This window comes from Mycolicibacterium bacteremicum (genome assembly GCF_002086115.1).
GTDB lineage: Bacteria > Actinomycetota > Actinomycetes > Mycobacteriales > Mycobacteriaceae > Mycobacterium > Mycobacterium bacteremicum.
Window position 1 is genome coordinate 1 of sequence record NZ_MVHJ01000049.1, and the last position, 21,358, is coordinate 21,358.

The 21,358-nt window shown below is 66.7% G+C and carries 19 protein-coding genes and 1 pseudogene; 7 read left to right on the top strand and 13 right to left on the bottom strand.

Features of this window, described 5'->3' with window-relative positions:
- Nucleotides 1-177: 177 nt before the first annotated feature.
- The 7 genes from treS to BST17_RS27840 all read right to left on the bottom strand — a co-directional run bounded on the left by treS (nucleotide 178) and on the right by BST17_RS27840 (nucleotide 8,697).
- On the bottom strand, nucleotides 178-2,436 hold the full coding sequence (gene treS / locus BST17_RS27810) for a maltose alpha-D-glucosyltransferase (protein WP_083062240.1): 2,259 nt from the start codon (nucleotides 2,434-2,436) through the stop codon (nucleotides 178-180).
- Between the two features lie 47 nt (nucleotides 2,437-2,483).
- Nucleotides 2,484-3,485, bottom strand: coding sequence for a DUF4185 domain-containing protein (locus BST17_RS27815; RefSeq protein WP_083062257.1), 1,002 nt, complete (start codon nucleotides 3,483-3,485; stop codon nucleotides 2,484-2,486).
- Between the two features lie 89 nt (nucleotides 3,486-3,574).
- Nucleotides 3,575-4,618 carry an aspartate-semialdehyde dehydrogenase gene (locus tag BST17_RS27820; protein WP_083062241.1) on the bottom strand — a complete coding sequence of 348 codons (1,044 nt, stop codon included), beginning with the start codon at nucleotides 4,616-4,618 and terminating at the stop codon, nucleotides 3,575-3,577.
- A 5-nt stretch (nucleotides 4,619-4,623) separates the two neighbouring features.
- Complete coding sequence (locus BST17_RS27825) at nucleotides 4,624-5,889, bottom strand: aspartate kinase (RefSeq protein WP_030132763.1); 1,266 nt, start codon at nucleotides 5,887-5,889, stop codon at nucleotides 4,624-4,626.
- 81 nt (nucleotides 5,890-5,970) lie between these two features.
- Nucleotides 5,971-6,690 carry a GntR family transcriptional regulator gene (locus BST17_RS27830; RefSeq protein WP_109750341.1) on the bottom strand — a complete coding sequence of 240 codons (720 nt, stop codon included), beginning with the start codon at nucleotides 6,688-6,690 and terminating at the stop codon, nucleotides 5,971-5,973.
- A gap of 13 nt (nucleotides 6,691-6,703) precedes the next feature.
- The gene (gene biuH / locus BST17_RS27835; RefSeq protein ID WP_083062243.1) at nucleotides 6,704-7,405 is read right to left on the bottom strand and encodes a biuret amidohydrolase; all 702 of its coding nucleotides are present in this window, start codon (nucleotides 7,403-7,405) and stop codon (nucleotides 6,704-6,706) included.
- Entirely contained in the window at nucleotides 7,402-8,697 is a 1,296-nt protein-coding gene (locus BST17_RS27840) for a cytosine permease (protein WP_083062244.1), read from the bottom strand. Before BST17_RS27840 ends, biuH begins: the two co-directional genes overlap by 4 nt.
- A 183-nt stretch (nucleotides 8,698-8,880) precedes the next feature.
- Between BST17_RS27840 and BST17_RS27845 the strand changes: the two genes are divergently transcribed.
- The 7 genes from BST17_RS27845 (at nucleotide 8,881) to BST17_RS27875 (ending at nucleotide 16,289) form a co-directional block, all read left to right on the top strand.
- Entirely contained in the window at nucleotides 8,881-10,134 is a 1,254-nt protein-coding gene (locus BST17_RS27845) for an ammonium transporter (protein WP_083062245.1), read from the top strand.
- Between the two features lie 138 nt (nucleotides 10,135-10,272).
- Complete coding sequence (gene glnT, locus BST17_RS27850; protein WP_083062246.1) at nucleotides 10,273-11,577, top strand: type III glutamate--ammonia ligase; 1,305 nt, start codon at nucleotides 10,273-10,275, stop codon at nucleotides 11,575-11,577.
- Between the two features lie 11 nt (nucleotides 11,578-11,588).
- The gene (locus BST17_RS27855; protein WP_083062247.1) at nucleotides 11,589-12,458 is read left to right on the top strand and encodes a class II glutamine amidotransferase domain-containing protein; all 870 of its coding nucleotides are present in this window, start codon (nucleotides 11,589-11,591) and stop codon (nucleotides 12,456-12,458) included.
- Nucleotides 12,446-13,129 (top strand): protein glxC, encoded by a 684-nt coding sequence (locus tag BST17_RS27860; protein ID WP_083062248.1) that lies wholly within the window; start codon nucleotides 12,446-12,448, stop codon nucleotides 13,127-13,129. Before BST17_RS27855 ends, BST17_RS27860 begins: the two co-directional genes overlap by 13 nt.
- Complete coding sequence (locus tag BST17_RS27865) at nucleotides 13,129-14,430, top strand: FMN-binding glutamate synthase family protein (RefSeq protein ID WP_083062249.1); 1,302 nt, start codon at nucleotides 13,129-13,131, stop codon at nucleotides 14,428-14,430. Before BST17_RS27860 ends, BST17_RS27865 begins: the two co-directional genes overlap by 1 nt.
- Nucleotides 14,427-15,623 carry an NAD(P)/FAD-dependent oxidoreductase gene (locus tag BST17_RS27870; protein ID WP_083062250.1) on the top strand — a complete coding sequence of 399 codons (1,197 nt, stop codon included), beginning with the start codon at nucleotides 14,427-14,429 and terminating at the stop codon, nucleotides 15,621-15,623. The genes BST17_RS27865 and BST17_RS27870 overlap by 4 nt, the downstream gene beginning before the upstream one ends.
- Nucleotides 15,624-15,641: 18 nt before the next feature.
- Entirely contained in the window at nucleotides 15,642-16,289 is a 648-nt protein-coding gene (locus tag BST17_RS27875; protein ID WP_083062251.1) for a type II toxin-antitoxin system RelB family anti-toxin, read from the top strand.
- A 27-nt stretch (nucleotides 16,290-16,316) separates the two neighbouring features.
- Here BST17_RS27875 and BST17_RS27880 read toward each other — a convergent pair whose 3' ends face one another.
- The 6 genes and pseudogenes from BST17_RS27880 to BST17_RS29440 form a co-directional block, all read right to left on the bottom strand.
- The gene (locus tag BST17_RS27880; protein WP_083062252.1) at nucleotides 16,317-16,736 is read right to left on the bottom strand and encodes a hypothetical protein; all 420 of its coding nucleotides are present in this window, start codon (nucleotides 16,734-16,736) and stop codon (nucleotides 16,317-16,319) included.
- A gap of 173 nt (nucleotides 16,737-16,909) precedes the next feature.
- A complete protein-coding gene (locus BST17_RS27885; RefSeq protein ID WP_083062253.1) occupies nucleotides 16,910-17,323 on the bottom strand; it encodes a hypothetical protein in 414 nt (137 codons plus the stop codon).
- Between the two features lie 12 nt (nucleotides 17,324-17,335).
- Nucleotides 17,336-17,983 carry a hypothetical protein gene (locus BST17_RS29115; RefSeq protein ID WP_133053609.1) on the bottom strand — a complete coding sequence of 216 codons (648 nt, stop codon included), beginning with the start codon at nucleotides 17,981-17,983 and terminating at the stop codon, nucleotides 17,336-17,338.
- 5 nt (nucleotides 17,984-17,988) lie between these two features.
- Complete coding sequence (locus BST17_RS27890) at nucleotides 17,989-20,577, bottom strand: TNT domain-containing protein (protein WP_083062254.1); 2,589 nt, start codon at nucleotides 20,575-20,577, stop codon at nucleotides 17,989-17,991.
- 4 nt (nucleotides 20,578-20,581) lie between these two features.
- Nucleotides 20,582-20,872 (bottom strand): WXG100 family type VII secretion target, encoded by a 291-nt coding sequence (locus BST17_RS27895; RefSeq protein ID WP_083062255.1) that lies wholly within the window; start codon nucleotides 20,870-20,872, stop codon nucleotides 20,582-20,584.
- Nucleotides 20,872-21,358 (bottom strand): annotated as a pseudogene (locus tag BST17_RS29440) (hypothetical protein); the annotation flags it as partial. The pseudogene BST17_RS29440 and the gene BST17_RS27895, both read right to left, overlap by 1 nt.

Consider the following 21,358-nt stretch of genomic DNA (forward strand, 5'->3'; position numbering starts at 1 on the left):
GCCGTGCTCGTGGAAGTGGCGGCGCAGCACGTCGCGGTCGGCGGTCATCGCGTCGATGGCGGCGGTGTGGTGACGACCGTTGTTGGCGTGGTGGGGTTTTCGGCGTTGGGCTCGCTGTCTGTCATGCTCTCATGATGCCGACGCGAGCCAATGCGCCCGCTGGTTAGAGCTTATGAATCAGCTGTGAAGCGCCACCTCGTCGTCCGGTGGGGGTGGCGCCTCCACCAGCAGGCTCATGCCGTGGTGCGGCGGCATCTCGACGGGGAAGCTGTGCAGGTCGTCCACATGCGCCAGCGCCTTGCCGCTGAACATGTCGGTCACCACCGCCTGCGGCGGCAGGAACTCCGACCGGACGGTGCCTGCGATCTCCTCGTTGGCGAAGTTGAGCACCGTCAGTTGCAGCTGCAGCGGATCGTCGAGCTGATGGACCATGACCAGCATGCCGCGGTGGGACACCTCCGGGATGTCGATCTGACGGCTGGTGGCGATCCCGAAGTGCGTGCGCACCCGCAGGATGGCCTGCAGCTGCCGCAGGAAGCTGGTCTCCTCAACCAGTTGTTCCGGGATCGGACCGTACAGACTGGTGCCGCGCGGCATGCCCTCGCTGGAGTGGGTGGCCTGCGGGTTGACGCCCATCAGGTCGTGCGCGGCGCGGTGGATCCAACGGGTGTCGCCACCGCGCAGCAGTTCGCCGACCTGTTCGGCCGGCAGGGTCAGCATGCCGCACAGGTCCCAGCCCGACAGCGCGAACACCCCCGGCTGTAGGGCGTTGAACATCGCCAGCAGCAGATGGGCGCGCCGGATCCGGTCGATATCGGTGATGTCGGCCAGATCCTTCACCCCCAGCGTCGCCGCGATCACGGTCGCGGTGGTGCAGGCGATGCCGTTGGTGGTGAACACCAGGTTGTAGGGGGCATCGGGCCCGGTCAGCGCCTGGGTGAGATCGTCGCGGATGGTCTGGCCGAGTTGCTCGCCGGTGACGTCGTGACCCTTGTAGGTGTAGTGGTCGTCGCGATGCCCGGCCGACCAGTGCACCAGCTCGTAGGTCAGCTCGTCGTGGTTCTGCAGTGCGTGCACCAGCGAAGCCGGGTCGACGTCGGTGGCCAGCGTGGTGCGCAGGGTCAGCCGCAGGAACTCGGTGTCGGCGGTGGCCAGCGCGTGCTGGTAGGCGGGCCGGTTGATGAAGTCGTAGGACAGATCGGATCCGGCAAGGCTGTTGTCCCGGATGTCGTCGATGGTGAGGTTGAGCTCCTGGAAGGTGAAGCCTCCGAGCTTGCGCACCATGCTGCCGATGAACTGGTTGGCCGCCTGCGACAGCGGGTGCCCCTCGGACCAGCCGACATCGTCCTCGGCCGACTTCTCCGCCCCCAGGAAGCCGTTGGCATCCAAGCGCAGTCCGCCCGAGCCGAGATCGCTGAGCGAATGCAGGGCGTCGCCGATCACCAACCGCATCCCCGCGAAGCTGGGGTCCAGCCAGTTGATCGACGGTTGGCCGTCCTTGAAGTAGTGCAGGTACACCCACCGGCGCTCGACGCCGTCCACCCCGACGATCGGGCGGGTGACGCTCCAGTTGGTCTCCTTGATGCCCTCGGCATAGAAGATGACCCGCTGCAGCTTGCCGATGATGTAGCCGGCCTTGTCCAGCCAGTCCTCGGTGGCCGAGTCGACGTTCACCGAATCGGCTCCGGCGGGGACGGTCGGCAGATGTTCCCAGTCCTGCGGGTCGATCTCGACCATGTGGTAGATGCCCGGATAGTCCGCGTACTTCATCTCGGCGAGCCGGAAGTCCGCACCCTTGCCGGTGTGGCCGGGCACGATGTCGTCGATGATGGTGCCGCCGTACCAGTTGGCGGTGCCGCACATCTGGCGGAACTCGTCCTCGGTGCCGAAGGCCGGGTCTATCTGGGTGCTGATGCGGTCGAAGTGCCCGTCCACGCTCGGTGTCTGCTGCCATCCGGAGATGCCACCGGCCCGTTTCACCGGCCCGGTGTGCACCGCCTGAATACCGATCTCCGCGAACGCCTTCCACATCTCCTCGTCGGCCATCGCCTTGAGGAACGATTCGTCGGGGCGGGTGATCAGCGACAGCGGGTAGGCGGTGAACCACACCGAGGCGGTGTCCACCGCCGAGCGCGGGTTCGGGCGCGCGAACGGGTTCTGCCACATCGAGCCCTGGCCGGAGAACTGCTGGCTGATCTCGTTGGCGTCGGCCAGCATGGACTGTGACAGCAGCCACGATACGTAGGCCGGATTGTCACCGGTCGGCGAGCCGTCCTGCGCGAGCGAACGCCGCACGAACGGGGTGCGCACCCGGGGCCGCGACCGCAGGGTACGGGGGCGCGCCGGGTGCAAATGCTCGTCGTAGGTGATCTCGGCAGGCTCGTTCACCTGCCCCTCAGCGGCAGAATCTGCTGGCTCGGCTGCCTGCGATGACATCTGTCTCCTCCCGGGCGCGGACACGCCTCAGTCCAGTATTGCCATGTCTACCCGCCGCTGAAACGTGCCGCCGGTCGGCGCGGATTGACCGCGTACTGGATGACGCGGTACGGCGTGCCGCCGCGGGGCGTGGTGTTCCATTGACTGACGAACACCCGCAACTCGTCGAGGGTGGACGCGGGCGAGATGTACCCACCGTAGGGCTGGGCCAACCGGTTGTCGTCGGGTGCGGGCAGCTGCTCGGGGCGCTCGGGCCATGGCGCGGCGACGACCACCGTGGTCACCGGCGCCGAACCCAGTTGGGTCGGGTCGTTGGCCACCCGCACCTCCATGTTGCCGGTGTCGGCGTTGAAGTACGACAGGACCGTCTTGCCGTCGATCTGCCGGATGCTGAGCTCGCCAACCCGGTCGGGCCACAGCGGGGTCGGGTCGTGCCCCCAGCCGAGGGCCGCCGACCACCCTTGCCAGGCGGCACGGTCGGGGAAGTCTTGCGGCGCAACGCGGTACAGCGTGACGGGTGCAGTCCTGTCGAAGCTGTCGGCGACGATGTACACCCAACCGCGTTCGGATTCCGCGGTTGGCACGGGATCGTAGTAGCCGCTGATCTGGGACTGCCCCGCACCGGCATGGTCGGCGGGCCGTTGCGACTCCGCAATCGTCGGCCAATTCCCCTCCGCGGCGTCGGCTTTCACCAGCCGCGACGATGACGGGCGTAACGCCGTGGTCGTCGTCACCAGTAGGTAGTTCTCCCGGTTGATCGACACCACGCCCGCGGGTAGCTGCGAGGAGCCCGGCGGGGTCGGGTCGGCCAACAGCGGCGTGTCGACACCGGACACGCCGGTGACACGCAGACCGGTCGTGATCGAGTCCGGGTCCACGTGCAGGGCCACCGGCGAATACCATCCGCCGAAACCGACACCCTGGCCGGCGAAGCTGTCACCGCAGACCTGCAACAGGCGGCTCGGGAACTCCATGAACTCGCACAGATCGGTGGCACCGATACCGTAATCCCCGGTGGCGGTGCCGGTTCCGGCGACCGGGCCGAGCATCACCACCTGACCGGGCGCCAGCACCAGGTCGGCGTGCGCGGGTGACGCAAGCACCACGGCGGCGGCGAAGGCTGCCGCCGTGCCACGGATCACAACTGGGCGGCCAGCAACTCGGCGATCTGAATGGTGTTCAACGCCGCGCCCTTGCGCAGGTTGTCGCCCGAGACGAACAGCGCGAGGCCGCGACCGTCGGGAACCCCGTGGTCCTGGCGGATGCGACCCACCAGCGAGTCATCCACTCCGGCGGCGGCCAACGGCGTCGGCACGTCAACCAGCGCGACGCCCGGCGCGGAGGCCAACAGTTCGCGGGCCCGCTCCACCGAGAGCGCCTCGGCGAACTCGGCGTTGATCGACAGCGAGTGCCCGGTGAACACCGGCACGCGCACACAGGTGCCGCTGACGGCGAGCTCGGGGATGCCGAGGATCTTGCGGCTCTCGTTGCGCAGCTTCTGATCCTCGTCGGTTTCCCCGGATCCGTCGTCGACCAGCGACCCGGCAAATGGCACCACGTTGAAGGCAATGGGCGCAACGTATTTCACGGGCGCGGGAAAGTCTACGGCACCGCCGTCGTGCACCAGGCCCTCGACGCCGTCGATCACGGCGCGAGCCTGGGTGGCCAATTCCTCGACGCCCGCCAGTCCGGTACCCGAGACCGCCTGGTAGCTGGAGACGATCAGCCGCGTCAGGCCGGCCTCGTCGTGCAGCGGCTTGAGCACCGGCATCGCGGCCATCGTGGTGCAGTTCGGGTTGGCGATGATGCCTTTGGGCAGGGGCCCGGCTTGGCGAACATCCCTGTCGAAGTTGACCTCGCTGACCACCAGCGGAACCTCGGGGTCCTTGCGCCAGGCCGAGGAGTTGTCCACCACCACCGCACCGGCGGCGGCGAACCGCGGGGCCTGCACGCGCGACATGGTCGCGCCCGCCGAGAACAACGCGATGTCCAGACCGGACGGGTCAGCGGTCTCGGCGTTCTCGACCTCGATCTCCTGGCCGCGGAAGGTCAGCTTCTTGCCCTCCGAACGCGGCGATGCGAAGAACCGCACCGAGCTCGCCGGGAAGTTGCGCTCCTCCAGCAGTTTGCGCATCACCTGGCCGACCTGGCCGGTCGCGCCGACCACACCGATGTTCACCATGATTACTAGATCCCCGATCCTGCGTACACGATCGCTTCTTCGTCGCCGCCCAGTCCGAAGGCCTCGTGCAGCACGGCCACAGCCTTGTCCAGGTCGGTGTCGCGGACCAGCACCGAGATGCGGATCTCGGAGGTCGAGATCAGCTCGATGTTGATACCGGCCTCAGCCAGGGTCTCGCAAAACGTGGCGGTGACGCCCGGATGGGTGCGCATCCCGGCACCGACCAGGGACACCTTGCCGATGTGGTCGTCGTAGAGCACCTGGGTGAAGCCGATCTCGCTCTGCAGCGAGGTGAGCTTCTGTACCGCCGACGGGCCGTTCTCCCGGGAGCAGGTGAAGGTGATGTCGGTCTTGCCGTCCTCGATCTTGCTGATGTTCTGCAGCACCATGTCGATGTTGACGTCGGCGTCGGCGACCGCGCGGAACACCTTGGCGGCGTATCCGGGCACATCGGGCAGGCCGACGACGGTGACCTTGGCCTCGCTGCGGTCGTGGGCGACTCCGGTCAGGATGGCGTCTTCCATGGGGATGTCCTCGATCGATCCGTTGACGATGGTTCCGGGCTTATCCGAGTACGACGAGCGGACGTGTATCGGAACGTTGTAGCGGCGGGCGTATTCCACGCAGCGCAGCATCAGCACCTTGGCCCCGCAGGCGGCCATCTCCAGCATTTCCTCGAAGGAGACGTGGTCCAGGTGGCGGGCGTTGGGCACGATGCGCGGGTCGGCGGTGAAGATGCCGTCGACGTCGGTGTAGATCTCGCAGACGTCGGCGTTCAGCGCGGCGGCCAGCGCGACGGCGGTGGTATCCGAGCCGCCGCGGCCCATGGTGGTGACGTCCTTGCTGTCCTGGCTGACGCCCTGGAAGCCGGCGACCAGCACGATGACGCCGTCGTCCAGCGCATCGCGCAGCCGGCCCGGGGTGACGTCGATGATCTTGGCGTTGCCGTGCGTGCCGGTGGTGACGATGCCGGCCTGCGAACCGGTGAAGGACCGGGCCTGGGCGCCCATCGACTCGATGGCCATGGCGACGAGGGCGTTGGAAATCCGCTCACCGGCGGTGAGCAGCATGTCCATCTCGCGCGCCGGTGGGGCCGGGGAGACCTGGCGGGCCAGATCCAGCAGGTCGTCGGTGGTGTCCCCCATCGCCGAACAGACCACCACGACATCGTTGCCGGCCTTCTTGGTCTCGACGATGCGCTCGGCGACGCGCCGGATCCGGTCGGCGTCCGCAACCGATGATCCGCCGTATTTCTGCACGACGAGCGCCACTGTGTACCTCTCAACAAGCCGGGGATGTCCTGACAAGGATAAGGGGTCGGCGCACCCGGTTTTACCCCTCCACCTCCGGTGTTATCGCCAGAGGTCCTCGAACGAGGTGACGCTCTGGCCCAGCGCTCTGGCGCTCAGTGCCCGGATGGCCCGCCGCTCCACCACCTCGAAACTCGCGCCGACGTGTTCGTGCAACGCCTTCCGGCCGGCGTCGAGCTGATCATCGAGCAGCAGGTCCACGATGCCCAGATGTTCGGTGATGGTGGCGGTGACCCGCTCGGCTGTGACGAAGTCGTACATCCGGATGAGCCGGATTCTCCTGTTGATGTTGTCGAGCGTGGCCACCATGGCCGCGTTGCCGGAGGCGGCCGACAGCTCGAGGTGGAAGGACTCGTCGAGCAACACCATGTCGGCCTCTGCCGGCGGCGGGTGTGCCTCGAGCTCCCGCCACTGTGCGGCCAGTCGTGCCAATCTGTCCTTGTCGTAGCGCAGCTCGTCGGTGTCCAGGATGCGAGTGATGCCCTGCAGTTCGATGGTGATGCGCAGCTCGTACAGATCCCTGACCCCGGCGATGTCGAGCGCCACCGGGTAATACCCGTCCGGGCGACGCTCGAGCATGCCGTCCGCGTGCAGCCGGACCAATGCCTCGCGCAGCGGGGTCCGACTGACGTTGAGCGTCTCGCACAACTGGGACTCCACGAGGCGGGTCCGGTGATCGATCTCCCCGACCATCAACCGCTTGCCGAGGTCCACGTACACCCGGTCCCGTAACGAGACCGGCTCGTCGACCGACCGCTGCATCACCATCCGATTATCACGCGACGGCGGCCCGGAGGGCGGACAGTGCGCCGATGACGGCCGAGCTGGTGGCATGCGCTCCGAAGACCCCGCCCTGCATGGTGATCATCTTGAGTGCCGCCTCATGGTTGCCGTAGTCGGTGGCGCCGGTCCCGTCGGAGACGATCAGGCACTCGTAGCCACGGTCGTTGGCCTCACGCATCGTGGTGTGCACGCAGACATCGGTGGTGATACCCGTGAAGATGATGTGGGTGATGTCGTTGCTACGCAGGATCAGTTCCAGGTCGGTGGCATAGAACGCCCCCTTGCCGGGCTTGTCGATGACGGGTTCGCCGGCCAGCGGGGCCATCTCGGGCACGAGCTGCCAGCCGGGTTCACCGACGGTCAGTATCCGACCGCAGGGCCCCGGTGACCCGATCTCCGCGCCGATCTGCGCCGAACGCCAGCGCTTGTTGGCCGGGAGATCGGACAGGTCAGGCCGGTGGCCCTCACGGGTATGGATGACGAAGAGCCCCGCTGCGCGCGCCGCCGCGAGCACCTCCTGCGCCGGGCCGAGCGGGGTACGCACCAGCGACAGGTCATAGCCCATCGCATCGACATAGCCGCCGGGTCCGCAGAAGTCGACCTGCCAGTCGATGTTGATCAGTGCGGTGCGACCCACCGGGATGTCGCCGTCGTACGGCCAGCTGTAGGGCTCGGCCTCCACGGTGATGCTCATGCCGTCACCTTCCCGGGCAGATACGTCAGCGCCGTGAAGGCGAGCGCGCCGACCACCATCGCCACGACGGCATCGGAGAGCTGCGGCGCGAAGAGGTGGGCGGCCAAGGCCACGGCCGCACCGCAGGCCCACGCCGCAAAAGGCTTCCAGTACAGGTCGTTACGTGCGACGCCCCGCCGCGAGGCGAACACCAGTTGATCCAGTATCAGCACCACGCCGATCGGTGGCACCAGCACGCCGAGCAAGGTCAGCCACGTCGCGAAGTAGGACCAGATGCCGGCGACGGCGGCGATGACGCCGACGATCCCGAGCACGATGGTGAGCTGACGCATCGTCCTGCCGGTGAGATTGCCGAATCCGACGGCCCCGTTGTAGAGGCAGTGAGCGCAGACACTGCCGAGGTTGACGAAGACGAACAGGATCGCCAACGGCACCAGCACCCCGCCCGCGCCGACGAGGACGTGCAGGAAGTCGCCGCCGGCAACGGCGCCGTCCGCCGATGCTCCCAGGGCGACGACGAACGCGCCGACCAGTTGGGCGATCAGGTACGCGACCGGGAACGCGCTGAAGGCCGCCAAAGCGCCCTCCTTGCCGTTACGCGCCCAGCGGGTGAAGTCGGCGGTCATCGTGCCCGAATCGATGAAGCAGGCGATCGTCATCGTCACTGCCACACCGAAACCGAATGCCGCGGTGCCCGCGCCGCCGTCGAAGGAGAACGCCGCCGCGAGGCCGCGATCGGCCGCCGACAGGATCACCGCGACGATGCCGAGCGGGATGAACAGCGCACTGGCGACCACACCGATCCACGAGATCGCTCGGATGCCGACGAAGGTCAGGCCCACGAAGAGGACGCCGGCCAACAGGGTGATCCAGGTGGGGCTCCAGCCCATCGAGAGGTTCAGCGTCGAGCCGACCATCCCGGTCTGGAACGCGAACCAGCCGATGACGAGGATGGAGAGGAAGGCCGACACCACCCGGAATCCCTTTGACCCGAACGTGTCCGCCGCCGTCAGGGCGAAGTTCTTGCCCGAGCGCCCGGCCAGATAGCTCAGTGTCCCGACGTATCCCATCAGCACGAGGTCGCCGAGCAGGATGGCAAGCAGGCCGGTGGTGAAGCCCAGGTTGTAGACGATGATTCCGGAGAACACGGCCGAGGTCATGATCATCGGGAACCCGACCCACACCGCCGACACCGAGAACAGGGAGCGGCGCCTGGCCCGTGGCACCGGTTCGTTTTCGTATTCGTCGCCGAGTTTGACCTGGTGCTCGGCGGTCACCGTCGCTGTATCCATGGCTGTATACCGTGCGGTATACGGATTGCCTCCAGGTATCGGCTGGTGAAGCTCTTGTTACGGCGACTCCACAGCGCGTCAACCGTTACCCACCCGAAACACCGGGATGCCGTACGCGTAACAGCCGGGGAGGTTACTGCCAGTGGTCGGCCCGTGGGGGCCCACACATCCCAGGAGTTGTCGATGGATACAGGTACTACGGCGTTCATACTTTGTTGCGTCATCGGTCTGACGCTGATGATTCCCGGCCTCGCCCTTTTCTACGGCGGCATGGTGTCGGTGAAGAGCTCGACGAACATGATGATGATGACGTTCGGAGCGGTGGCCGTCGTCGGCCTGCTCTGGGTGCTCTTCGGGTTTTCGATGGTGTTCGGCACCTCAATCGGCGGGTTCGTCGGCAACATCACCGAATTCGCCGGGATGACCGACCTGCTGGAACCGATGACGACGCTCGATGGTCTGCCGATCAGCCTGTTCGCATTGTTCCAGGCCCTCTTCGCCGCCATCACCGTCGCGCTGATCTCGGGGGCGGTCGCCGACCGGATGAAGTTCGGCGCCTGGATGATCTTCGCCGCGGTGTGGGCCGTGCTGGTGTACTTCCCGGTGGCACACTGGGTCTTCGCGTTCGACGGTGTCGTCACCGAGAACTCGGTGGGTGGCTGGATCGCCAACACGCTGGGAGCCGTCGACTTCGCCGGCGGCACGGCGGTGCACATCAACGCCGGGGCTGCCGCGCTGGCGCTGGCCATCGTCCTCGGCAAGTCGGCGATGTTCGGTCAGCTGCGCAAGCCGCACAACGTGCCACTGACGCTGCTGGGCGCGGGCATGCTGTGGGCCGGTTGGTACGCCTTTAACGGCGGCTCGGCGCTGGCCGCGGGTAACTCGGCGGCCATCGTGATGGTGACCACCTTCGTGGCGACCTGCGCGGCCGTGCTGGCGTGGCTGGCCTTCGAGAAGATCAAGACCGGTCACGTGACCGGCGTCGGGGCCGCGTCCGGCGCCATCACCGGGTTGGTCGCGATCACCCCCGCCTGCGGTGCCGTCACGCCGATCGGCGCCATCTTCGTCGGCGGCATCGCCGGCGCCGTCTGCGTGTACGCCGTGGGGCTGAAGGACAAGTTCGGCTATGACGATTCGCTCGACGTGGTGGGCGTGCACCTGGTCGGTGGTGTCGTCGGCACCCTGCTCATCGGACTGTTCGCCAGCGAGGGCATGCCCAACGGCGTCAACGGGCTGTTCTACGGCGGCGGTATCGAGTTGCTGTGGAAGCAGGCCGTCGCCGCCGGCGCCGTGATGGCCTACTCGTTCGCCATCGCCTTCGCGATCGCGTTCGCCATCAAGAAGACGATCGGTATCCGCATCTCACCGGACGAGGAGGAGAAGGGCATCGACGCGAAGTTCCACCGCGACTCGGCCTACGAGCTCGAATATGCCTGACTGACACGATGATTCCCCGGGCCGGCGGCTGCAGCCGCCGGTGACCGGGGTTTCCTCGGCTTGCAGAAGTTTCCTACCGTGATACTTTAATTCCTAACAAGAGACGAGACGCATCGAGATGACGAAAGTTCTGATGACATGACCACCGATCTCGCCACCCTCGCCGAGCAGACCGGCACCCGATTCATCCTCGCGTTGTTCGTCGACCTGCGCGGAAAGCCCTGCGCCAAACTGGTTCCCGTCGAGGCAGTGGACCAACTCGCCACCGACGGAGTCGGTTTCGCCGGCTACGCGGTCGGGGCCATGGGACAGGAACCCAAGGACCCCGACCTGATCGCCATCCCGGACCCGTCGTCGTTCACGCCCATCCCCTTCATCAAGGAGGGACTGGCGCTGGTGCACTGCGATCCGCACGTCGACGGCATACCGTGGCCGTTCGCCCCGCGGGTCATCCTCAAGAACCTGGTGGCCCAGGCCGCCGATGCCGGTTTCGAGCCGTGGGTCGGCGCGGAGGTCGAGTACTTCCTGCTGCGCCGCACCCCCGACGGCGGCCTGGTCACGGCCGACGCCGATGACACCGCCGCGCAGCCCTGTTACGACGCGCGCGGCGTCACCCGGATGTATGACCACCTGACCGATATCTCCACGGCAATGAACAGCCTGGGGTGGTCCAACTACGCCAACGATCACGAGGACGGCAACGGTCAATTCGAGCAGAACTTCGCCTTCGCCGAGGCGCTGGTCACCGCCGACCGCGTCGTCACATTGCGCTATCTGCTGTCGATGATCGCCGCCGAACGCGACATGATCGCCACCTTCATGCCGAAGCCGTTCGGCGACCGCACCGGGTCGGGGCTGCACTTTCACCTGTCGCTCACCAGTGGTGGTACCCCGGTGTTCCCGTGCGATACCGACGCCAAGGGTTTGGGCCTGTCCGAGACCGCCTACGGATTCATCGCAGGCATCCTCGACCATGCATGCGCGCTGCAGTCGGTCATCGCCCCGACGGTGAACTCGTACAAGCGGACCGGTGCCACCAGCACCGCCTCGGGTGCCTCCTGGGCACCGCGCAAGCCAAGCTATGGCGGCAACGACCGCACCCACTACATCCGGGTTCCGGACAACCAGCGCATCGAACTGCGCGGCGGGGACGGCTCGGCCAACCCGTATCTGGCGATCGCGGCGGCACTGGGCGCCGGTCTCGACGGCATCAAGCGCAGCCTCGACCCCGGCACGGTCGGAGCGCAGGGCCCGGCGAACCTGCCGCCGACGCTGCTGCACGCCATCGACGAACTGGACGCGGATCCCGTCGTGGCCGGCGTGCTCGACGCCGCCGGTGACGGCGTGGCGACCTACTTCGCGAACATCAAACGCACCGAGTTCTTCACCTACCACGGCACCGTCACGCCGTGGGAGATCGACTCATACCTGACCGCCTTCTGAAAGGGACCACCATGTGCGGGATCGTGGGTTTGCACCTGCGCACTCCGGAGCTCTACCCCCAGTTGGGCCAACTGCTTTCGGAGATGTTGGGCGAGATGGCCGACCGTGGCGCGGACTCGGCCGGGGTCGCGGTGTACGGGGACCCGGTGTGGTCGCCACCGGGGCGGGGGTGCGTATCGGTGACCGATCTGGACGTGACGCCCGACCTGGGTCCCGATGTTGATGTGGTGCAGGTCGATTCGAGCTACCTGCTCTCGGCCGGTACGTCGTCGGAGGATCTGCTGGAGCGGGTCCGACTGGCCTACCCCCAGGCCTTGATCGCCGGTTTCGGTGCCGATCTCGCCGTGCTCAAGGGTGTCGGACACCCGCGGGCGCTGACCGAGGCCTGGGGCCTGTCGGCAGCCCAGGGCTGGCAGGGTGTGGGGCACACCCGGATGGCGACCGAATCGGCGGTGACACCGTCGGGTTGTCACCCCTACACCGTCGGTCCGCAACAGTGCCTGGTGCACAACGGATCGTTTGCCAACCACGCCACCATCCGGCGCGACCTGCGCCGGGCGGGTGTGGTGTTCGACAGCGAGAACGACACCGAGGTGGGGGCCCGCTTCGTCGCGGCGCAACTGGCGGCAGGACGCGATGTCGAGACCGCACTGAAAGAACTGTGCGCGACCTTCGACGGTTTCTACACGCTGCTGGTGTCCAATCACGATTCGTTCGCGGTGGTGCGCGACGCGATCGCCTGCAAGCCCGCCGTCATCGCCGAGACCTCCGACTGGGTGGCGATGGCCAGCGAGTACCGCGCGCTGTCCGGACTGCCCGGCGTCGAGACGGCCAGGATCTGGGAACCCGAACCGGAGGTGGTGTACGCATGGACACGCTGATCAACTACGACCTGCGCAGCACACCGCTGCGCGAGGTGAACTCGGCACTGCACAAACCGGATATCACCGGTGAGTACGTCATCGACCGCCCCGACGGAGCCCACAACGTCGCCGTCGGCCTGAACGCGCCCGTGCGGGTGACCGTCAACGGACATGTCGGCTACTACGCCGCCGGGATGAACCAGCAGGCCGACATCGTCATCGACGGCAACGCCGGCACCGGCGTCGCCGAGAACATGATGAGCGGCACCGTGCGGGTGACCGGCAATGCGTCCCAATCCGCCGGCGCCACCGCGCACGGCGGCCTGCTCGTCATCGAGGGCGATGCCGCAGCGCGCTGCGGTATCTCGATGAAGGGTGTGGACATCGTCGTCGGCGGAAACATCGGCCATATGAGTGCGTTCATGGCCCAGGCCGGGCGCCTGGTGGTGCGCGGTGATGCCGGGGAAGCACTCGGCGACTCGATCTATGAGGCGCGCATCTACGTCCGGGGTGCGGTGGCCTCCCTCGGCGCGGACTGCGTCAAGAAGGACATGCGCCCCGAACACCACACCGAACTTGCCGAATTACTGGATGCCGCAGGGTATTCCGACGATACATCCGAGTACAGCCGGTACGGCTCGGCCCGCAACCTCTACCACTTCCACATCGACAATGCGAGTGCCTACTGATGCGTGAATCCGCCACCTTCGACCGCAACACGATCGCCGATATCCAGCGCGCCGCCGAGACCGGCATCTACGACATCCGTGGCTGGGGCGCCAAACGCCGACTGCCGCACTTCGACGATCTACTGTTCCTGGGCGCCTCGATGTCCCGGTATCCGCTGGAGGGGTACCGCGAGCGCTGCGGCACCGATGTGGTGCTCGGCGGCCGACACGCCAAACACCCTCTGCACCTCGACATCCCGGTGACCATCGCGGGCATGAGCTTCGGCGCACTGTCCGGGCCGGCCAAGGAGGCGCTGGGCCGCGGGGCCAGCGAGGCCGGCACCTCGACAACCACCGGTGATGGCGGGATGACCCCGGAGGAGCGCGGCCAGAGCAAGAACCTGGTCTACCAGTACCTGCCGTCGCGCTACGGGATGAACCCCGACGACCTGCGCAAGGCCGACGCCATCGAGGTCGTGCTGGGCCAGGGCGCCAAACCGGGCGGCGGTGGAATGCTGCTGGGGCAGAAAATCTCCGAGCGGGTGGCCGGTATGCGCACCTTGCCCGAAGGGATCGACCAGCGCAGCGCCTGCCGGCATCCCGACTGGACCGGCCCCGATGATCTGACCATCAAGATCAATGAACTGCGTGAGATCACCGACTGGGAAAAGCCGATCTACGTCAAGGTCGGCGCCACTCGCACCTACTACGACGTGAAACTGGCCGTGCACGCCGGCGCCGACGTCGTCGTGGTCGACGGAATGCAGGGCGGCACCGCTGCCACCCAGGACGTCTTCATCGAACACGTCGGGGTCCCGACCCTGGCCGCCATCCCCCAGGCCGTGCAGGCGCTGCAGGAGTTGGACGTTCACCGATCAGGCGTACAGCTCATCGTCAGCGGCGGCATCCGCTCCGGCGCCGACGTCGCCAAGGCCCTGGCGCTGGGTGCCGACGCCGTGGCGATCGGCACCGCCGCGCTGATCGCGCTCGGCGACAACCACCCCCGCTACGAGAATGAGTACCGCAAGCTGGGCAGTGCCGCCGGGTTCTACGACGACTTCCAGGACGGCCGCGACCCCGCCGGCATCACCACCCAGGACCCCGAACTCGCAGCGCGGTTCGACCCGGTCGAGGGCGGCCGGCGGCTCGCGAACTACCTGCGGGTGCTGACCATGGAGGCCCAGACCATTGCCCGCGCCTGCGGCAAGGCCCATGTCACCCATCTGGAACCCGAGGACCTGGTGGCCATCACCATCGAGGCCGCCGCGATGGCCCGGATCCCGTTGGCCGGAACCAACTGGATTCCCGGGGCGGGGTTGTGAACCAGACCGCGGATGTCGTCATCATCGGCGGCGGACTGGAGGGCACCGCGGCCGCATGGTCGCTGAGTCAGCGTGGCGTCACCGATGTGCTGGTGGCCGAACGCAGCACCGTCGGTTCCGGGATGACCGGCAAGTCCAGCGGCATCGTGCGCTGCCACTACGGTGTCAGCTCGCTGGCGGCGATGGCGACCACCAGCCTCGACGTGTTCGAGAAGCCTGAGCAGTTTCTCGGCCCGCACGCAGGTGACATCGGCTTCCGGCAGACCGGGTATGTCGTCGGGGTCGGCGAGCCCAATGTCGGGGCGCTGCGCAAAAGCCTGGCCGCACAGCGGGCGGTCGGGGTGCAGACCGAGGAGATCGACGCCGATGAGGTCGCCGCGCTGTGGCCGACGGCCGATCTCAGTCCGTTCGCCGCCTTCGGCTGGGAGGCCCGCGGCGGATACGGTGATGCCTATCAGACCGCGCAGGCGTTCGCCATATCGGCGCGAGCCGCCGGGGTGCGAATCAGGCAGGGGGCCAACGTCACCGACCTGCTGGTCGACGGTGACCGGGTCACCGGGATCCGACTCGCCGACGGCACGGAGGTGTCCGCAGGCACCGTCGTGGTGGCCACCGGCGCCTGGACTCGACCGTTCCTGGCCCGCCACGGCGTGGACGTGCCGATCCGGGTGGTACGGGAGCAGATCGTCCTGATCGACCCCGGCATGGATCTCGGCCCGGTGCCGGTCTTCTCCGATCTGGTGTCGCTGCAATACGTCCGGCCCGAGCTCGGCGGCGAGATCCTGTTCGGCAACAGCGATCTGGCGCACTGCGAGGATGCCGATCCCGACGACTACCTCAACCGGGCGACGGCCGGCTTTGTCGATCTGACCGTGGACAAGGTCGGCACGCGCTTCCCGGGCCTGACCGATGCGTCGATCACCGGCAGCTACGCCGGCTGCTACGACGTCACCCCGGACTGGAACCCGGTGATCTCGGCGGGTGGGCTGGACGGGCTGATCGTCGCGGCCGGCTTCAGCGGGCACGGGTTCAAGATCGCGCCTGCCGTCGGACGGCTGGTGGCCGACCTGGTGACCGACGGGCGCAGTGTTGACCCGCGCATTCCAGAGACCGACTTTGCGCTGTCCCGGTTCGCCGATGGCACACTGCTCAAGAGCCCGTATCCGTACGTCGGAGCCGGGGAGATGCGCTAGAGGAACAGGGGGCCAGCCTTGAGTGACGTTCCGCTGCTTCGCAACCAGTCCGGCACGGCTCGCGAGCGGGACCCGCACGAGCCGGTCGAGGAGTTGGAGTTCGAGGCCGCCATCGGTCGCAACGTCCGGCAGCTGCGCCAACAGCACGGGCTGACCGTCGCCGATATGGCGGCCCGGGTCGGTATCTCCAAGGCTATGATGTCCAAGATCGAGAACGCGCAGACCTCGTGCAGCCTGTCCACGCTGGCGCTGTTGGCACGCGGTCTGGACGTGCCGGTGACCAGCCTGTTCCGCGGCGCCGACGTGGAGCGCCCGGCGGCGTTCGTCAAGGCAGGCACCGGGGCGGAGATCGTGCGCAACGGCACCAAGCAGGGCCACGAGTACCAGCTGCTGAGCTCGCTGCGCGGTGAGCACAAGCGCCTGGAATGCCTGCACGTCACGCTGACCGAGAAGAGCCAGACCTACCCGCTGTTCCAGCATCCCGGCACCGAGTTCATCTACATGCTCGAGGGAGTGATGGACTACAGCCACAGCCGATCGGTGTACACCCTGCACCCCGGGGATTCCCTGCAGATCGACGGTGAGGGTGCGCACGGGCCGGTGGACCTGGTCGAGCTGCCGATCCGGTTCCTGTCGGTAATCGCGTTCCCGGATTCGCAGGTGTAGAGCCCGGCCGGAACGGCACCAACCCGTCTAGCTGCGGTACCTCTCCTTCATTCCCGCAAGGGCGACGTCGTAGAAACGGGCGGTGCAGTCTCCGACCCACTCGAGAGGGTTTGCAAAGCTCGAGAGTTCCAACCGTGCATGTTCGGCTATCTCAGCCAGAGGGAGGTCGCGCGCTTCACCGAACCTGGTCAAGAATTGCCACTTCGTCGAGTTGCTCAGTAAGCCGAACTCATTAGGCGCGTCAAGGAGACCGATCATGCAGTTCGTCTCGACCTCACGTGCCCAATAGTAGATCTGAATCTTGCACTCCGAATTTCCGAAGTATGCAACTTTCAGATCACGTCCGCCGCTGTCAGTCCCATCGAAAGCATCGATGAACTTAAGTCTCCGATCAGACAGCGTCCGACCGATCGTCGTTTCGATCTCATACACAAACTTGGTCGTCATGTTCTACCTTCCAGGCGAACCCACGTGCCACTTCGGTCAAGTTACCCGTGGAGTCACACCTGACGAACGCTTCGCTCAGGCGTTCCGCCGCGTCGACCGCCCGCAGGGCGGAACGTAGGGGTTCAGCTACCAGATCCCCGGTTGCCCCCACAACAGCATCCCGCACAGGACCCCTACCCACGGCGCGTCTCCGTCACCTCGATGTGCGAGATTTCGTCGGGTTCGAACAGCCCCACCCAGCCCATGTGCTGATCGCCTTCCAGCCCGAGCGCTTTCGCGGCGACTGGTGAACCCACGAACCCCACCCGTACGCGGCCATCCGACATCTGTTCTTGCAAGGAAATCCTCAGTCCGCCAACAAGACCGCTGACGCGCACATCGATAACCGCGTCGATGGCATCGACCGGCACTTTGGCCCACTGCTCGACGCCCGCCGGATCGAGTCGACGTTCGCCACGCGCAATCGCGTCCGGTACCACGGCATCGCTGTTCACCCGCAGCGCGAGCCAGTCCGAGTTGGCGAACAGAATTCTGTATCGAATACCTCGGTATTCGGCCACGGCACCGGTCATCGGCAGCGGCGTCATCCAGATCCTGAGCTAGTGAACGTCAGCTACTTCGAAACCTTCATCCGGCACTCCCTCTCGCGCCAGACGGTCCAGTTCTTCATACGAAATGACGATCCCGTGTGAAAACGTGATTGCGTCTCCTCGACCCATCCAGCATCGTGGAGCACTTTCACCCACCACGGTGATCGACATTCGCCCTGGGAAATTCTCAGGGTCAGGCTGTGCAAGCCTGACCCTGGGGTCCACACCCTGCCTGCGCCAGCGGGCTCGCAGCGATCCATCGAAGGCATCTGTAAGCGCATCCTGACTGATGAGGAACAACAAATACTTCTCGAGGTCATCAAACCGTCGGAACATCCAATACCGCTGAGCTGAGCCGCGTTCCTCGACATCAATGAAAAATGCCTCCGGTTCGGTGACCACCAGATACTTCAGATCTCCTGCTGCACTGCTGAATACGAATACGCCATCATCGCGTAGCTGTGGCGGCTTCGCGCCCCAGAAAACCTGCTCAGCGGTTTCCCACTTGGCAGGCGCACGGTTGTCATCACCTGGTCGGCGCCCTCGTGACCATAAGTAGTAGCCCTGCCACTGGTACCAGGCGCTCACAATCCGTCGATACCCGGAGGGAAACTGATCGATCACCCGTGCACTAACGACCATCTCAAAATCCACCATTCCGGCTAGATCGGTTCCAGGAATCCAGGAGGTTCAAGCAGTTCCAAAATGTTCGGCCGCTCTCCACTGGGCGCGACGATTTTGTACTGCAGCCCGCCACCAGGATGTCCAAACCAGGGCGCAACCCTGGACTCTTCGATCGTCCAACCCGGCGGCAAGGGGTTATCGGCATTTACTCGGTACCGATAGTAGTCTTTTTCCAGACTACTGGGCGGCAACGCCCTTTCGCCGTAATCGGCACCCTCCGGCGCCAGCCATTTACCGCCAGGATGACCGATGCGATCAAGGACAGTCCCGTCGAGCTTCCTGATGTCGTCCGGCGTCAGCTCCCGGATAGTGCCTGGGATCGCGTAGGGCTTGCTGGGATCGTTCTCATCCGGATACCTCAGCTCGCCGGCGTCATCGACGAACTGCTGCTCGAACTGTTCTTGTGTGAGGTCCCCGTAGGGAGCAGCGTCTGGGAATCGCTCGGCCGCCGGAATCGGCTGAGGCGGGTCCTTATCCTCAACGTCTACGCCAGGATCATTACCGTCGTGGTGCACGCCGTGATCGTTCGGCGTGTCCGAGCCGTCGGGCTCATGCGACATTCCGTCATCTGCACCGCCTTCCGATCCACCGGACGACGAATCCCCCGACCCGTCACCACCACCCGACGAACCACCGCCCGGCCCGTCGCCGCCGCCCTCGTTCGACCCGCCGCCACCGGTCACCGGACCGGGCCCGTCGTCACTAGCCGACTTGCTCGGGCCGGCCGAACCCGGCGAGTCAGCCGGGGAGCTGACCGACGGCGACGATTGCGTGCCACCAGTCGGCCCGTCGCCGCCACCCGTGCCGGGCGAACCACCGGTCGGCACCGGGCCGTTCGACGACGGACCGTCACCGCCCCCGGGACTCGGCGAACCACCGGTGGGTGCCGGACCACCCGAGGACGGGCTACCCGGGCCGGCACCGTTCGGATTACCACCAGACCCGTTGGGCGAGGGCGTGTTCTGATTGCCGGACCCGCCGCCCGGCGACGACGGCGAACCCGGATCGCCGCCCTGCGGGCGCACCGGTGGGCTGCCGTTGGGCGACCCCGAAGACCCCGCAGAGCCCGAAGAGCCCGAAGACCCGGGAGAGCCCGAACCGGGCGGATTCAGCACCGACGGCGGAACACCGGGTGACGGCGAGAACTCCGGAACATGAGGTGCGCCGGGACCATCCGGCAGGCCCGGCAGGTCCGGAGTGCCGCGGTCACCCAGCCCCGGTAGCCGGCCCAGCCGCCCGATCTCGCCCTTCTCCAACAGGTTTCGGGTGGCAGCCAGACCCTTGGCCACCGCACCACCCTTGGCGAACGCGCCACCGGGGATGAACAGGGTGGCGATGTTGCCCACGGCCTCGCCGAAGCCCCGGCCGGGATTCTCGCCCTGCCACTCGTCGAGCGCGATGAAGTCGCTACCGGCCTGTTTGAGGACATCGTCGATCTTGGTCGGATCCTTGGCGATCATGATCGCGGTGTCCGCCAGGCCTTTCCAGGTATCGGGATCGGCGAGCGCCACGGTGCCCGAGACCAGGCCGATCACCGCGACCGCGCCGCCGACCTGAATGTCGGTGTAGAGGTCGAGAAGATTGGCGACCGAATTGCCCGCGCCCTCGCCGAAGGTGTCCACCAGGATCGGGCGAATCCACTTGTTCAGCGCGTCGGACGCCTCGCCGAGCAGCGTCCCCAACTCGTCGAGCAGGCCCAGCACGCCCTGGACCTGATTCTGGAAGTTCTCCAACACGGTGCTGACGTCGTCGGCGATCTCGCGCAGCACCTTGTCGCCGTCGCCGGACAGCAGGCCGGTGACGGTGTCCCACAACCCGTCCAGCGAGATCCGGTCCAGCAGATCACGGATCGCGTCCTGCGTCTCCTGCACCCCACCGGCGAAATCGCTCACCGACGTGGCGATCCCGTCGGCTACTCCGGCCAGCGTCGTGGCACCACTGCCGAGATCCGACAGCGCGGTCGTGATGTCGCCGCCCTCAGGGATGTTCTGCGCACCGACGATCGTCTTGGCCGTGTTGAGTGCGGGCTCGAAAACCTTCAGTCCGCGCGCGATGTTGCGCCATTGCGCGGCAGTCACATTCATCATTCCGGAGTTGCCACTCGGCCACGTCATGGCCACCCCCGCGGCCATCCCGAAGCCGGGGATCAGCCGGATGAACGGCGTGATCAGGTGGTACTTCATCGGCGGGGTGACCAGACTTCCGTTCGGGCCGTAGGGCGCATCCGCGACCGCGGTCTTCGCGGGTTGGCCGCTGACACTTCCCGTCGGACCCGCGCCACCGGCGACCGATGCCTGATCGGCATGCTGGTAGTTGATCCCCGTCGCCTCCAACATGAGGCCGACATTCTTGAACGCATCGGCAGCCTGGGCCAGATACTTGCCGAACTCGTCGGCTTGGCGGCTGTACCCGATCCCGAAATTCAGGCCCGCCGGATCGCCGCCGGAGGCAATCCCACCGGCCAGCGCCTGGCCGAGGGCGTCCGAAAGCGCCTCGAGTTGGTCACCCAGCGAGCCGACGTTCTTGCCCGCATCGATGAGCGCCTGCGGTTCTACCTCGATCCGCACCGAATCAGCCCGCCCACATCTGTCTGTTCTTGTCGACGGCGTCGGTGTAGTTCTTGTACGCGTTCTGGGCGATCTTGCGCAGCGCCTCCAACGAGGTCTTCATCTTCTCGGCGCCGTCCTCCCACTGCTGCTGGGTCTGCGCCTGGGTGTCCGACGCCTGCCCCTCCCAGTTGGCGCGCAGCGCGGCCATCGCCTGGTCGATCTCTTCGAGCACCTCGGTGACCTCACGGCCGAACTCGGCCATGTGATCGATCGCGCCCTGCAGCTGTGGGAAATCCACCACCAACTTCGTCATCACAGGCTCCGGGGACTCGAGGCGTCCGGGGTGGGCCCGTCATGCGGCGGGGCGACCGGCGCGGCCGGGCCCGGCGCCTCGCCACCGGCTGCGCCCCCGGGCGCCGCGCCCGCGGACGGGTCTTCGGCCGCCTTCTCGGCGGCGGCATCTTCTTCGGCCGCCTTCTCTTCGGCCCGGTCGGCGGCCGCTTCGGCCTCGGCCTGTTGCGCCAGCTCGATACCCGCCTGCACCGCCTGTTGAGCGGCTCCGGCGGCCAGCTGACCGGCCTGCACCAGACCCGCGGTGAGCTGGCCGGCCATCTGCGCGGGAATCGCCCCCACCTGCGACAACGGTTGCATCACCTGGCCGAGGTTCATCGAGTCGGCCAGGCTGGCCGACTCGCCACCGGCCCCGGAACCAGAACCCGCGACGCCGGCCGGACCCCCGGATGCCGCGCCCGTCGGTGCCCCGGCGCCGGCCGGACCGCCCCCAGCACCGGCACTGCCC

Bases quoted from the DNA above. Each gene is read 5' to 3' on its own strand.
- treS (WP_083062240.1), bottom strand. From the start codon at position 2,436: ATGTCATCGCAGGCAGCCGAGCCAGCAGATTCTGCCGCTGAGGGGCAG.
- BST17_RS27815 (WP_083062257.1), bottom strand. From the start codon at position 3,485: ATGCTCGGCCCGGTCGCCGGAACCGGCACCGCCACCGGGGATTACGGT.
- BST17_RS27820 (WP_083062241.1), bottom strand. From the start codon at position 4,618: ATGGTGAACATCGGTGTGGTCGGCGCGACCGGCCAGGTCGGCCAGGTG.
- BST17_RS27830 (WP_109750341.1), bottom strand. From the start codon at position 6,690: ATGCAGCGGTCGGTCGACGAGCCGGTCTCGTTACGGGACCGGGTGTAC.
- biuH (WP_083062243.1), bottom strand. From the start codon at position 7,405: ATGAGCATCACCGTGGAGGCCGAGCCCTACAGCTGGCCGTACGACGGC.
- BST17_RS27840 (WP_083062244.1), bottom strand. From the start codon at position 8,697: ATGGATACAGCGACGGTGACCGCCGAGCACCAGGTCAAACTCGGCGAC.
- BST17_RS27845 (WP_083062245.1), top strand. From the start codon at position 8,881: ATGGATACAGGTACTACGGCGTTCATACTTTGTTGCGTCATCGGTCTG.
- glnT (WP_083062246.1), top strand. From the start codon at position 10,273: ATGACCACCGATCTCGCCACCCTCGCCGAGCAGACCGGCACCCGATTC.
- BST17_RS27855 (WP_083062247.1), top strand. From the start codon at position 11,589: ATGTGCGGGATCGTGGGTTTGCACCTGCGCACTCCGGAGCTCTACCCC.
- BST17_RS27860 (WP_083062248.1), top strand. From the start codon at position 12,446: ATGGACACGCTGATCAACTACGACCTGCGCAGCACACCGCTGCGCGAG.
- BST17_RS27865 (WP_083062249.1), top strand. From the start codon at position 13,129: ATGCGTGAATCCGCCACCTTCGACCGCAACACGATCGCCGATATCCAG.
- BST17_RS27880 (WP_083062252.1), bottom strand. From the start codon at position 16,736: ATGACGACCAAGTTTGTGTATGAGATCGAAACGACGATCGGTCGGACG.
- BST17_RS27885 (WP_083062253.1), bottom strand. From the start codon at position 17,323: ATGACGCCGCTGCCGATGACCGGTGCCGTGGCCGAATACCGAGGTATT.
- BST17_RS29115 (WP_133053609.1), bottom strand. From the start codon at position 17,983: ATGGTGGATTTTGAGATGGTCGTTAGTGCACGGGTGATCGATCAGTTT.
- BST17_RS27895 (WP_083062255.1), bottom strand. From the start codon at position 20,872: ATGACGAAGTTGGTGGTGGATTTCCCACAGCTGCAGGGCGCGATCGAT.